General features: G+C 54.6%; 14 protein-coding genes. 13 read left to right on the forward strand and 1 reads right to left on the reverse strand.

Going from position 1 to position 11,951, the window contains the following annotated elements; all coding sequences use genetic code 11:
- The 13 genes from V7028_RS14830 to V7028_RS14890 form a co-directional block, all read left to right on the forward strand.
- The coding region (locus V7028_RS14830) for a hypothetical protein (RefSeq protein WP_334120858.1) at positions 1-521 on the forward strand (521 nt) is incomplete at its 5' end.
- A gap of 216 nt (positions 522-737) precedes the next feature.
- Positions 738-1,388, forward strand: coding sequence for a nicotinate-nucleotide adenylyltransferase (nadD, locus tag V7028_RS14835; RefSeq protein ID WP_334120859.1), 651 nt, complete (start codon positions 738-740; stop codon positions 1,386-1,388).
- Between the two features lie 42 nt (positions 1,389-1,430).
- Positions 1,431-1,853, forward strand: coding sequence for a ribosome silencing factor (gene rsfS, locus V7028_RS14840; RefSeq protein WP_334120860.1), 423 nt, complete (start codon positions 1,431-1,433; stop codon positions 1,851-1,853).
- A gap of 14 nt (positions 1,854-1,867) precedes the next feature.
- Positions 1,868-2,338: a 23S rRNA (pseudouridine(1915)-N(3))-methyltransferase RlmH gene (gene rlmH / locus V7028_RS14845; RefSeq protein ID WP_334120861.1), complete on the forward strand. Its 471-nt coding sequence runs from the start codon at positions 1,868-1,870 to the stop codon at positions 2,336-2,338.
- 9 nt (positions 2,339-2,347) lie between these two features.
- Positions 2,348-3,010 carry a Maf family protein gene (locus tag V7028_RS14850; RefSeq protein WP_334120862.1) on the forward strand — a complete coding sequence of 221 codons (663 nt, stop codon included), beginning with the start codon at positions 2,348-2,350 and terminating at the stop codon, positions 3,008-3,010.
- A 41-nt stretch (positions 3,011-3,051) separates the two neighbouring features.
- Entirely contained in the window at positions 3,052-4,527 is a 1,476-nt protein-coding gene (gene rng / locus V7028_RS14855; RefSeq protein WP_334120871.1) for a ribonuclease G, read from the forward strand.
- Between the two features lie 12 nt (positions 4,528-4,539).
- On the forward strand, positions 4,540-5,730 hold the full coding sequence (locus tag V7028_RS14860; protein WP_334120863.1) for an aminotransferase class I/II-fold pyridoxal phosphate-dependent enzyme: 1,191 nt from the start codon (positions 4,540-4,542) through the stop codon (positions 5,728-5,730).
- Complete coding sequence (locus V7028_RS14865) at positions 5,727-6,482, forward strand: hypothetical protein (RefSeq protein WP_334120864.1); 756 nt, start codon at positions 5,727-5,729, stop codon at positions 6,480-6,482. The genes V7028_RS14860 and V7028_RS14865 overlap by 4 nt, the downstream gene beginning before the upstream one ends.
- 17 nt (positions 6,483-6,499) lie before the next feature.
- Positions 6,500-7,300: a methyltransferase domain-containing protein gene (locus V7028_RS14870; RefSeq protein ID WP_334120865.1), complete on the forward strand. Its 801-nt coding sequence runs from the start codon at positions 6,500-6,502 to the stop codon at positions 7,298-7,300.
- Positions 7,297-7,926 (forward strand): dethiobiotin synthase, encoded by a 630-nt coding sequence (bioD, locus tag V7028_RS14875; RefSeq protein ID WP_334120866.1) that lies wholly within the window; start codon positions 7,297-7,299, stop codon positions 7,924-7,926. Before V7028_RS14870 ends, bioD begins: the two co-directional genes overlap by 4 nt.
- A gap of 12 nt (positions 7,927-7,938) precedes the next feature.
- Positions 7,939-9,321, forward strand: a complete 1,383-nt coding sequence (gene bioA / locus V7028_RS14880) for an adenosylmethionine--8-amino-7-oxononanoate transaminase (RefSeq protein WP_334120867.1) — start codon at positions 7,939-7,941, stop codon at positions 9,319-9,321.
- A gap of 9 nt (positions 9,322-9,330) precedes the next feature.
- Positions 9,331-10,326: a biotin synthase BioB gene (gene bioB, locus V7028_RS14885; RefSeq protein WP_334120868.1), complete on the forward strand. Its 996-nt coding sequence runs from the start codon at positions 9,331-9,333 to the stop codon at positions 10,324-10,326.
- Positions 10,327-10,520: 194 nt separating this feature from the next.
- Positions 10,521-10,910 carry a hypothetical protein gene (locus tag V7028_RS14890; RefSeq protein WP_334120869.1) on the forward strand — a complete coding sequence of 130 codons (390 nt, stop codon included), beginning with the start codon at positions 10,521-10,523 and terminating at the stop codon, positions 10,908-10,910.
- Positions 10,911-11,069: 159 nt separating this feature from the next.
- Here V7028_RS14890 and V7028_RS14895 read toward each other — a convergent pair.
- A partial coding sequence (locus V7028_RS14895) for a porin (RefSeq protein WP_334120870.1) occupies positions 11,070-11,951 on the reverse strand: 882 nt, incomplete at its 5' end.

Below are 11,951 nucleotides of genomic sequence, written 5' to 3' on the forward strand. Positions count from 1 at the left end.
TTACCCCCGCCAAGGAAATCGCCTTGATTATTGGTGAGCCGTGGAAAGACATGCAGTCCAGATCAACTGCAGAAATTGCCGACAACATACCCGATGAAATTTGGTACCGGATACCCAAAGAACTGGCTTACTTAAGATTTGCCGATCCAAAACACGGATTTATTACACCACCCGCAAAGTTTTTTACTGTCTCATTTGACGACGATGCCTCAATTCGATCTGTCAGAATGTCTCCCCAAGTCGAACCACTACCGCTCCAAGAATCTTGGAATATCGTTTTGGATCTGCAAAATCAATGGAGAAAGTCGGGCTGGGAACTTGATGAACCAGAAGAATATCCTGCTTATGACAACACTCCCCTTTGGCACGAGGCGCTTAAAAAGTGCGCCGCCCTTAGTACCCACTGGAACGCAGGAAAACTATATCAACTCATGGTGGTGATTACCTGTTACGAGGACAACCGATATCCAGACAACAAAGGGTACTTGGTCACTATTTCTATGGGTAAATACCGAGAATGAAGATAGGCAATAATCTGCTGGCCCATATCCTTGGCGAAATTTCAAATGGAAACGCCATTCGATGACAGCGCACAGCAACCTGTTTCAGTGGATCAGACACCACAAAGTTCTGGCTGTATTGGCTGCAACACTTCTTGAAATGTGCAAGTAAGTGTGTACATGCAGTGCACGTAGTCAGTTAGACTTCTAACCGTCCTCACTTGCAACCCCAATTCCATGCCCACACGGCAAATCTGCATCATCGGCGGCACTTTCAACCCCATTCACATGGGGCATTTGCAAATGGCGCGCTCGGCCCAAGCCCAGTGTATGGCCGATGAAGTGTGGTTCATGCCCGCAGGCCAACCCTGGCAAAAGCCCAATGCCGACCTTGCGCCGGCAGACATTCGCAAAAAACTGGTTGAACTGGCCATTGAAGGCGTTCATTCCTGGCGGGTAGAAGCATTCGAAATTGAACACCAAGGCCCCACGTACACAGCAGACACACTGGAAAAACTGACTGACCTGCACCCCCACCACAAGTTTTCCTTTGTCATTGGTGCCGACCAACTGGACAACCTGACCAGCTGGAAGCACTGGCAAAGCCTGTTTGATTACGCTCGCATTGGCGTGGTGGAACGCAGCCAGTGGGGCGAATTCAAGGTACCCGAGGCTTTAAAACGACACTTGCTGCAAGACCGCCTGTTTCGCATCCCGATGCCCAGCGTGAATGTCAGTTCAACCCAAATTCGCCGGGAGTTCGAGCTGTTGGCCTCACCCAACACAGAGATGGCTGAGACCGCCCGATTCAAGCTGGAAGCCAACCTGCCAGCAGCGGTGTTCAAGTACCTGACACAGCACCCAGTTTATGGTCGCGCCCAGCCCTGAAAGTTGTTAGAATTCAGGCAATTAACAAACCTTTGGAATTGCATGGAATTGCGTAAACTGCAGCGCGTCGTGATTGACGCCCTAGAAGACATCAAGGCACAAGACATCGCCGTTTTCGACACGACCCACCTGACCGGTGTTTTTGACCGGGTAATCATCGCCTCGGCCTCTTCAAACCGCCAAACCCGCGCTTTGGCCAACAACGTTCGCGAGAAAACCAAGGAAAACGGTGGCGAAGTGTTCAGCACCGAAGGTGAAGACACGGGCGAATGGGTACTCGTAGACCTTGGCGATGTGGTGGTGCACCTGATGCAACCCGCCATTCGCGAGTACTACAACCTGGAAGAAATTTGGGGTGACAAGCCCGTGCGCGTGAAGCTGAACCCGCACAGCCTGAGCAAGCCCATGCCCGGCGTGGACTACTTCCCGCAGCAGGCCGAGGCTTACTCCAGCCAATACAATTAAATATTCTTTTTGTTTTGAAAATCCATGTCATCGCCCTGTCTCACAAAATCGAGCCATGGGCGCAACTTGCGGTTGACCAGTTCCAGAAGCGTTTCCCAAGCGACTGGAAACTGACCATCAAAGAACTGAAACCCGAAGACCGGTCTGCGGGCAAGCCTGTGGATCAAATTCTCGCCAAGGAAGCCGAGCGCATTCGTGCGGCCATACCCAACGGCGCACGGGTGGTTGCGCTGGATGAACGGGGCGAACGCCACACCAGCAAAGCCTTGGCCGAGCAACTTCAGAAATGGCACAACAGCAGCGAAACCCTTTGCCTGTTGATTGGCAGCGCAGATGGCCTGGAGGAAAACCTGAAGCAACAATGCCAAGGCATGTGGCGCCTTTCCGACCTGACCCTGCCCCACGCACTGGCGCGTGTGCTGTTGGTGGAAGCGCTGTACCGCGCATTTTCCATTACCATCGGGCACCCTTACCATCGGGAATAAATTTGCATCATGAACACACCCGTTCGCCCAAAACACAGCGGTTTGCCCACCACAGTATGGCTTGCCTCACGCAGCCCACGCCGCTTGGAATTGCTGCAAACCCTGGGTTTGAATGTGAACGTATTTCTGGCCCAAAACAGCCCGGAAGCAGAAGCGCTGGAGACACCATTCGAGAATGAAGACCCGCTGCGGTATGTGCAACGCATTACACAACTGAAACTGAATGCAGCGCTTGAAGCAATGCGTGCGCAACAATTGAGTGGGCTGGTACTAGCGGCCGACACCACCGTGGCCCTGCACAGTGCCATTCTGGGCAAACCGCAAGACGCCGCGCAGGCCTACGAAATGCTGCAAATCCTTTCCAACACCACCCACGAAGTTCACACCGCTGTGGCGGGTGCGTGGTTAAACACCCATGGCAACACCACTACCACAGCAAACACCGTGCAAACATCGCATGTGGAGTTTGCAATACTTCCCGAAACCTTCATCCACGCCTACATTGTCAGCGGCGAACCTTTCGACAAAGCGGGTGCTTACGGCATTCAAGGGATCGCAGGGCAATACGTTCGTCACATTTCGGGCAGTCATTCTGGCATTATGGGTTTACCACTGTTTGAAACGAGCGAATTGATACGCGACATCCAAACAGCGGCCCAAGGTAGCAACTAAGCCACAACAAGAATCGATTAATACCCAAGAAGCAAAAGATGATCAACGAACAAATACTGGTGAACGTGACACCGCAGGAAACGCGCGTGGCCATCGTTCAGCACGGTGCTGTACAAGAACTTCACATTGAGCGCACGTCCACCCGCGGCATTGTGGGCAATGTGTACCTGGGAAAAGTGGTGCGCGTGCTACCTGGCATGCAATCGGCGTTTGTGGACATTGGGCTGGAACGCGCGGCGTTTTTGCATGTGGCCGACCTGTGGGAGCACCGCACCTACAACCACCACCAATCGAAACAAAACGGCAACCCACCGCCGGCCATTGAAAAAATGGTGTTTGAAGGACAAACCATCATTGTGCAGGTCAGCAAAGACCCTCTTGGCACCAAAGGGGCACGGCTGACCACGCAAATCAGCCTGGCTGGTCGCATGCTGGTGCACCTGCCGCAAGACCCGCACATTGGTGTTTCGCAGCGCATTGAAAACGAAGGCGAGCGCGAAGAACTGCGTGCCAAGTTGACCCGCCTATTACCAGAAAACACCGGTGGCTTCATCATTCGCACCCACGCAGAAGAAGCCGCCGACGAAGAACTGACCGCCGATGTGAACTACCTGCGCACCCGCTGGCGCGAAATGCTGGAATTGACCCGCACCAAGCCTGCACCCAGCCTGATTTACGAAGACCTGACCATGGCCCAGCGTGTGGTGCGCGACTTGGTCAGCGTGGACACGCAAGCCATTTTGATAGATTCCAAGGAAACCCTGAAAGGCTTGCAAACCTTTGCAGAAACGTACGCACAGGAAACCAAGGACCGCCTGCAACTGCACCAAGGCGAACGGCCGCTGTTCGAGCTGTACAACATTGAAGATGAATTGCAAAAGGCACTGGGCCGCCGAGTGGAATTGAAGTCTGGCGGGTATTTGATTATTGATCAAACCGAAGCACTGACCACGATTGATGTCAACACAGGCGGCTTTATCGGCGCACGCAATTTTGAAGAAACCGTGTTCAAAACCAATCTGGAAGCCGCACACGCCATTGCGCGCCAACTGCGCCTTCGAAACCTGGGCGGCATCATCGTGATCGACTTCATCGACATGAGCACCGACGAACACAAAAAAGCGGTGTTGGCTGAATTGCAAAAAGCGCTGGACCGCGACCGAGCCCGAACCAGTGTCACTGACTTCTCGGCACTGGGCCTGGTGGAAATGACGCGCAAGCGCACCCGCGAAAGCCTGGCGCACTTGCTGTGCGAACCCTGCCCAAGTTGCCAAGGCAAAGGGCAGGTTAAAACCGCACAAACAGTAGCGTATGAAATAATGCGGGAAATTGTGCGGGAAAGCCGTCAGTTCAACCCAAAAGAATTTCGCATACTGGCCAGCCCTGCCGTGATCGACCTGTTTCTGGAAGAAGAAGCCCAACACCTGGGTATGCTGGAAGAATTCGTGGGTAAACCGATTACCCTGCAAGTGGACAACCTGTTTGTGCAAGAACATTACGACATCATTTTGACCTGATTTTTTGAATACATGAACCTGAGCCGAGCCAGCCAACAGCGCCTTGAACTTCTGGCCCAAGACAGCCTGAAGCGGGTGCTGCTGCCCTGCCCTTTGGACCAGCGCGGGCTCGACTTTTCCAGCAACGATTATTTGTGCTTAAGTCAGCGCAACGACATTGTTGAAGCCGGCCATGCTTGCGCAAAAAAATACGGCGCAGGTGCCACAGGCTCGCGTTTGCTGTCGGGCAACCTGGCGTGTTTTGAAGCACTGGAAGCGCAAGTTGCTGAATTTAAAAATGCAGAAGCGGCACTGGTGTTTTCCAGCGGTTACCAGGCCAATGCCACAGGCTTGGCCGCGCTACTCGACCAAAACCTGTGGGGCGGCGCAGAACCCTTGGTGTTCACCGACAGGTTGAACCATGCCAGCCTGCACCATGCCTGCCAGCTTGCGGGTGTGAAACAAATTCGGTTTCGCCACAACGACATGGCGCACTTGGCCGAGTTGCTCGATAAACACACCGGCAAGCACGCCGATTCCACCCAGCCAAAAATTATTGTGTCAGAAACCGTGTTTGGCATGGAGGGCGACTTGCTGCCCATCGAACAGCTGGCCGAACTGGCCCAGCAACACAAGGCCGTTGTGTACCTGGACGAAGCCCACGCCACTGGCGTGTGGGGGCCACAGGGCCGTGGGCTGGGTGCAATACAACACCCGGCAATTGATGCGCTTAAAGCCATGGGGCACTGGGTCATCATGGGCACCTTCAGCAAAGCAGTGGGTGTTAGCGGGGCATACATCGCGTGCACTGAAATTTTCAAACAATATTTGGTGAACCGCTGCACCGGGTTTGTATATTCCACCGCACCCTCGCCCTTCGTGATTGGTGCTGTCAGCAAAGCGTTAAGCATCATTCCCGAACTGAGCCACGAACGCGAAGCCCTGCATGCTGCGGCCCAACACCTGCGCACCAAGGCACATGAACTGGGGTTCGACACAGGCTTGTCGAACACCCACATCGTGCCACTGGTGGTGGGCAGCAACACCGCATGCCTTGAACTGAAAAGCCATTTGCAACAGGCGGACATTCGCACATCGGCTGTGCGCCCCCCCACAGTGCCACCCAAGGCGGCCCGTGTGCGTTTGGCACTGAACACCGGCCACAGCCCTGCCGTATACGAACAACTGCTGAAGGCCTTGGCCAGCTGGAAGGTGACGGCATGAAACATCCCGAAACTACACAAGTGCTGCTGATGGCACACGGCTGGGGCTACAACCACCGGTTTTTTGACGCCTTCATCCTTTCATTGCCCGCGAACACGCGTGAAACCACCCTGTTTGTTTGTCTTGAAGCGGGCTACTTTCCAGAACAGGCCACCGCCGGCCTGATGGTTCGGGTAAACCACGCCTGGGTTCACCACTCCACAGAAGCACTGCACAGCCTGGTGCTGGCCCATGCCGAAGTACCCTGGCTTGGTTTGGGGCATTCACTGGGCTTTTCGAAACTTCTGGATTTCTCGGTGCGCTGGCACAGCCTGTTCAGCCTGCATGGATTCACCCACTTCACAAGCAGCGAACAACAACCGGAAGGAACACCGCCGCGTGTGCTGGCACGCATGACTCAGAAGGCAGAGCAAAATATGGCCGAAGTGCTGGCCAACTTCCACACACGCTGTGGCCACACCGCCGATTGGGCCACGCTGAATGAACACGCACTGCTGGCTGACCTGCGCAGCATGCAACAACTGGATGCCGCAGTTGCCCTGCAAACCGCCCTGGCCCACGGTGCAGACTTTTACGCCTGGGCCGGCACAAGCGACGACATCGTGCCCTTGCCACTGGCGCGAGCCTGCTTCAACCACACACTGGGCAGCCAAGGCCACACGCTGTACACGCCGGCTGCCGAACACGCCCGGTTTGCCAACACGCCTGCGCGGTATACTGACACCTTGTTGCCGCTACTTGCCCAGCATTAACACCTGCCTGCATTCAAATGTCTGAACACGCCTTGCCGCGAAAACTGGATTCTGTATTGGCCGCATCGAATCGGTTCTCGGATGCCGCACGCGATTACGATCACCACGCACGCGTTCAAAAACATGCCGCCCAGCACCTGAGCCACTGGCTAGACCAAATGCTGCCCGCTGGTTTCAACCCCAAGGCCTGTGTCGACGTGGGAAGTGGCACGGGGTTTTTAACCGACCACCTGTTGACCAAATTCCCGGAAAGCGCCGTGCATGCCGTGGACCTGGCCGACGGCATGCTTGCTGAATTGCAACGCAAATACCCCACCGAGCGCCTGCACACCCATTTGCTCAACGGTGAAGAACTGGCCGTTGAACACCTGTGGATCCCCAACCATTCATTGCTGGTTTCCGGCATGTGCGCCCAATGGTTCAGCAACATTGAAGAGGCCATTCGACGCTGGTTGTCCGTGTCCAACACCGTGGCATTCAGTGTGCTGCTTGACGGGTCATTTCAGGCCTGGGAAACAGCGCACGAAGACACCGGCCAAACCAGCGGACTGCGGCCACTGCCCAGCGACGGGAGTTTGCAAGACACCATGAATGCACTGGTGGCCGAGGGCATTGCCGCCAGCACCGCGCACCACACGAAAGACTTTCTGGACCATCACCCCGATGGCTTGTCATTTGCCCGCAGCCTGCGCGCCATTGGTGCGGATCAACCCCGCATGAACCACAAACCGGTGAATTTGCGTAAGGTCATTTCTGCACTGGGAGAAGCCTGCACCATGAATTACCACGTTGGTTTTTACTATCTGGAACGACCGTGAAACATCTGTTTGTGACTGGAACCGACACCGGCATTGGCAAAACAATCACCAGCGCCTGGCTGTGCAAACACTGGCAGGCCGACTACTGGAAGCCGGTGCAAAGCGGGCTCGATGGCGGCACCGACAGCCAGTGGATTGCTGAACTGAGCGGCGCTGTTGTGCACCCTGAAACGTACCGCTTGACCCAGCCACTGTCACCCCATCAGGCGGCCGACATTGATGGCGTAAAAATTCAACTGGGCGACTTCAGCCTGCCCCAGGCCCAACGTTTGATCATTGAAGGTGCTGGCGGCTGCCTGGTGCCCCTGAACTGGCGCGACACCATGCTTGACCTGATGAAACACCTTGGTAGCTGCGCCCTGCTGGTGGCCCGCGGCGGGCTTGGCACCATCAACCACACCTGCCTGTCCCTACAAGCGCTGAAAACGGCTGGCGTACCGGTGCTGGGCGTGATCATGGTCGGCCAACAAGGTCAATTGGGCAACGCCGCCAATCGCGAAGCCATTGAGCATTTTGGGGAAGTGCCTGTACTGGCCGAACTGCCGCACTTCGGCACCGTGAACCCGGAAGCGCTGGCTGAATTCGGCATGCCCGAACGCCTTGTTCGTGCACTCAATAGCTTGTAAAGCCGCTTGCACATGAACCTTGCCACGAAACAACTTTCCCACGCCGAACTGCTTGAACTGGACGCCCGGTACTGCTGGCACCCCTTCACGCAAATGCAAACCGCTACTGCACCACTGCCGGTGGTGCGCGGGCAAGGTGAATTTCTCTTCGATGCCCAAGGCAACAAATACTTCGACGCAGTTTCAAGCTGGTGGGTGAACATACACGGGCACAGCAACCCGGCTATTGCGCAAGCCATTTCCAGGCAGGCCTGCGAATTGGAACATGTCATGTTTGCCGGCGTAACCCACCCGCCCGCTGCACTACTGGCCGAAAAACTGATTCAACATGCACCGGCCCCCATGGCCAAGGTGTTTTATTCCGACAATGGTTCAACTGCCATTGAAGTGGCCCTGAAAATGGCGTTTCAATATTGGCAAAACCGTGGTGTACCCAGTAAAAAACGCATCATCGCGCTTGAAGGCGGCTACCACGGCGACACGTTCGGCGCCATGGCCACCGGCAAGTCCAGTGGCTTTTACAACCCCTTTGCCCCGTGGTTGTTCCACGTTGATTTCATACCCACAGGCGTGTGCGCCTGCACCGAAGAAGAAGCCTTGGCCGCACTGGACCAATTGCTGGCTGACAGTGCAGGGGAAATTGCCGCATTAATTCTGGAACCGCTGATTCAAGGCGCAAGCGGCATGCGCTTCACGCGCCCCGCCCATGTGGCCGAACTGTGCAAACGCTGTGAAGCGGCTGGTGTACTGGTGATATTTGACGAAGTGTTCACCGGCTTTGGTCGCACCGGCACCCTGTTTGCAGCCGAACAGGTAGCCCAGTTTGGCGGGCAGCCCGACATTGTTTGCATTTCAAAAGGGCTAACCGGCGGCTTCATGCCCATGGCGGCCACACTGACCAGCCAGGCTGTTTACGACGCGTTTTTAAGCGCCGACGTAGGCCACGCCCTGCTGCACGGCCATTCCTACACCGCCAACCCATTGGGTTGCGCAGCTGCACTAACCAGCCTGACCTTGTTCAGCAATGAAGCCACCTGGGGCGCCATTGAACGCATTGAAGCCACGCACCGGCGCTGGCTACCCGCCCTTGCCTGCCACCCTTTGATTGAAAACCCACGGGTGTGCGGCACCGTGGCGGCCTTTGAGCTAAAATCCAGTCAAAGTCAGTGTGGTTCAGCGTATGGCTCAGGTTACGGCTCAAACGCCAGCCAATGGATACGCCAAACGTTTCTGGAACTGGGCATTGTGGTGCGCCCCTTGGGCAACACCGTGTATTGGGTCCCACCCTATTGCACCGCGCCCGAAACGCTTGAGAACGCCTACCAAACACTGATGCACGTATTACAACGCTGGGGCAGCCTGATTGCACCCGGCCCCGGAAGCGAATTGTTCTGAAGGATGCACATGGAAAGCCAAATTACCTGGGTTGAAAACAAAAAAGCAGCCCCACCCGCCACTGAAAAGCAGCGCTGGAGCATTGAGGCCATTGAAGCCCTGTTCGCCCTGCCTTTCAACGACCTTGTTTTTAAAGCCCAGCAAGTACACCGTGAACACTTCGATGCCAACACCGTGCAGCTTTCTACGCTGCTGTCGATTAAAACCGGTGGCTGCCCCGAGGATTGCGGTTACTGCCCACAATCGGCCAAGTACAACACCGGTGTTGAAGCAGAAAAGCTGCTGCCCATCGACGAGGTATTGAAAGCCGCACAAGCCGCCAAAGACAAAGGTGCCACTCGCTTTTGCATGGGTGCCGCCTGGCGCAGCCCCAAAGACCACCAGGTCGATGCCGTGGGCGAAATGGTTACAGCCGTAAAAGCCATGGGCCTTGAAACCTGCGTAACCCTGGGTATGCTGAAAGAAAGCCAGGCTAAACAGTTGCAAGAAGCTGGCCTTGATTACTACAACCACAACCTGGACACCTCGCCCGATTTTTACGGCGACATTATCAGCACCCGCACTTACCAAGATCGCCTCGATACGCTAGACCGTGTTCGCGACGCGGGCATTAAAGTGTGCTGCGGTGGCATTGTGGGGCTGGGTGAAACCGTGACCCAGCGCGCAGGCCTTATCGCCCAACTGGCCAACATGGCCGAGCCGCCCGAAAGCGTGCCAATCAACAATTTGGTCAAGGTAGAAGGCACCCCACTGGCCGACAATGAAGAAATTGATCCGCTTGATTTTGTGCGCACAATCGCAGTGGCCCGCATTACCATGCCGGCCAGTTTTGTGCGTTTGTCAGCAGGCCGAGAAAGTATGAGCGAGAGTACGCAGGCACTTTGTTTCCTGGCTGGGGCCAATTCGATTTTCTACGGCGAAAAACTGTTGGTAACAGACAACCCCGAACTGGAAAAAGACACCAAACTTTTCAAGAAATTGGGCTTAAAGCGTCTTGAGAATTAAGCTAAAAAAGTCATTGTTTTTAATCAAGAAAGCTGCAAGATCAGGTTTCAATACCTGATTCAAACCAATGATTTAGCGGGCTGAAGGCAAACCTTCTCCCGCTTTATCCACGCCAAATTTACGCGCATAATTAAACCCTTGCATGCGGAACAGCTCAAATTGCTTGAATTGACGCTGTCCAAGGGAATAAAAACATGAAAAATACACTACTTTGCGCCTTTGTCGCAATGATGCCTGCGTTGGCCAGTGCCCAAGCTGGCGGCGTAACACTGGATATCGACGGCCAAAGCCCTTTGAGCAAGTGGGGGCGTTGGACAAGTGCCGAAAATGGCGGCTTGGGTTACGGCTTTAAATTAGGCCAGGACCGCAGCAAAATGCCCCTGGGCGCGCAGTGGGGCACAGGCGACTGGGTATTTAAGCTAAGCCGCGAGGAAGGCAGCAAGAGGCCTGATTTGTTTTTTGGCCTGAAGGTTTCTGAAAACCAGTTACAAACCACCTCGCTCGGTTGCATGAGCGACAGCGGCAACGCCACCCGTTACAGCAGCACCTTGTGCGGCGTGCAACTGGACATGAATCTGCAGTGATTGTTTGAATTGAGTTTTTGTTGAAGAAAGCACTTGGATAAAACCAGGTGCTTTTTTTTGCCTGTTACTTTTATGTTCAAACCATACCGAAATAGAAAAAGCCACCCGAGGGTGGCTTTCTCAAACTTTGCATTCAAACCAGGCTAGCCTGGCGTTGAATTAGAAGTTGTGACGCAGGCCAATTGTGAAGTTGTCCTGATCTGTTTCAGCACCAGTTGCAACTACTTCAGTAGTCAAACGGTTAAAACCTACGTAGCTACGTGTACGCTTGCTGAAGTCGTAGTAGTAAGCGATTTGAGCTTGGCTCAATTCAGTAGGAGCTGCCAGGTTGTTGCGCTCGGAATCAGAGTATGAACCGAAAACGCCGCTGTTTGCAGTCATTGGAAGAGTAGCTGACAACAGGTATTCTGAGTTGCTGTCTTCACCATTCGCTGCGTTTGCTGCGTACAGTTCAGTTTGGGCAACCAGACCGGCCAATGTGAATGCGCCGAAGTTGTAAGCAGCTACAGCCTGAATTGTGCGCTCTGGCTTGATGGCCACTGTTGGATCTTCACCTTGCTGGTCATAAGCCTGAAGACCGCCACCAATTGTCAACGCGCCTACTTTGTAAGTTGCTGCAATTTCAGTTTCGCGCTGACCATTTTCTTTTTGACCTACAACTGGGGACACGTTGTTATCAACAACAGCAGTGTTGTTGTGCGCATCGTTGTTGCCACGCAATGCATGACGGGCTTCAATGGCTACACCAGCGATGTTTGTCTTGTAACCAAATGAGTTGTCTGTACGCTGTGTACGAGAAATAGCAACGCCGTTAGACAAAGATGCCACGCCGCCGCCGATGGTTGTCAAAGGACCACCCTGGTTGGAAACGCCACCAGTCAATGAAGCCTGTGTGTACAAAGGAGCAACAGTTTCGTTGCCGCCGTCTTGCTTACCAGCTACGAATGTACCCCAAGCGCCTTTCATGCCCAGGTAGGAGTGACGACCACCAACACCAGCGTTGGAATCAGCAGCTACGGAGAACTCGTAACCAAACACCAG

The sequence above is a fragment of the Limnobacter sp. genome, from assembly GCF_036846585.1.
Lineage (GTDB): Bacteria > Pseudomonadota > Gammaproteobacteria > Burkholderiales > Burkholderiaceae_B > Limnobacter.

Coding starts and splice junctions, on each gene's coding strand:
- nadD (WP_334120859.1), top strand. CDS start 738: ATGCCCACACGGCAAATCTGCATCATCGGCGGCACTTTCAACCCCATT.
- rsfS (WP_334120860.1), top strand. CDS start 1,431: ATGGAATTGCGTAAACTGCAGCGCGTCGTGATTGACGCCCTAGAAGAC.
- V7028_RS14850 (WP_334120862.1), top strand. CDS start 2,348: ATGAACACACCCGTTCGCCCAAAACACAGCGGTTTGCCCACCACAGTA.
- V7028_RS14860 (WP_334120863.1), top strand. CDS start 4,540: ATGAACCTGAGCCGAGCCAGCCAACAGCGCCTTGAACTTCTGGCCCAA.
- V7028_RS14865 (WP_334120864.1), top strand. CDS start 5,727: ATGAAACATCCCGAAACTACACAAGTGCTGCTGATGGCACACGGCTGG.
- V7028_RS14870 (WP_334120865.1), top strand. CDS start 6,500: ATGTCTGAACACGCCTTGCCGCGAAAACTGGATTCTGTATTGGCCGCA.
- bioA (WP_334120867.1), top strand. CDS start 7,939: ATGAACCTTGCCACGAAACAACTTTCCCACGCCGAACTGCTTGAACTG.
- bioB (WP_334120868.1), top strand. CDS start 9,331: ATGGAAAGCCAAATTACCTGGGTTGAAAACAAAAAAGCAGCCCCACCC.
- V7028_RS14890 (WP_334120869.1), top strand. CDS start 10,521: ATGAAAAATACACTACTTTGCGCCTTTGTCGCAATGATGCCTGCGTTG.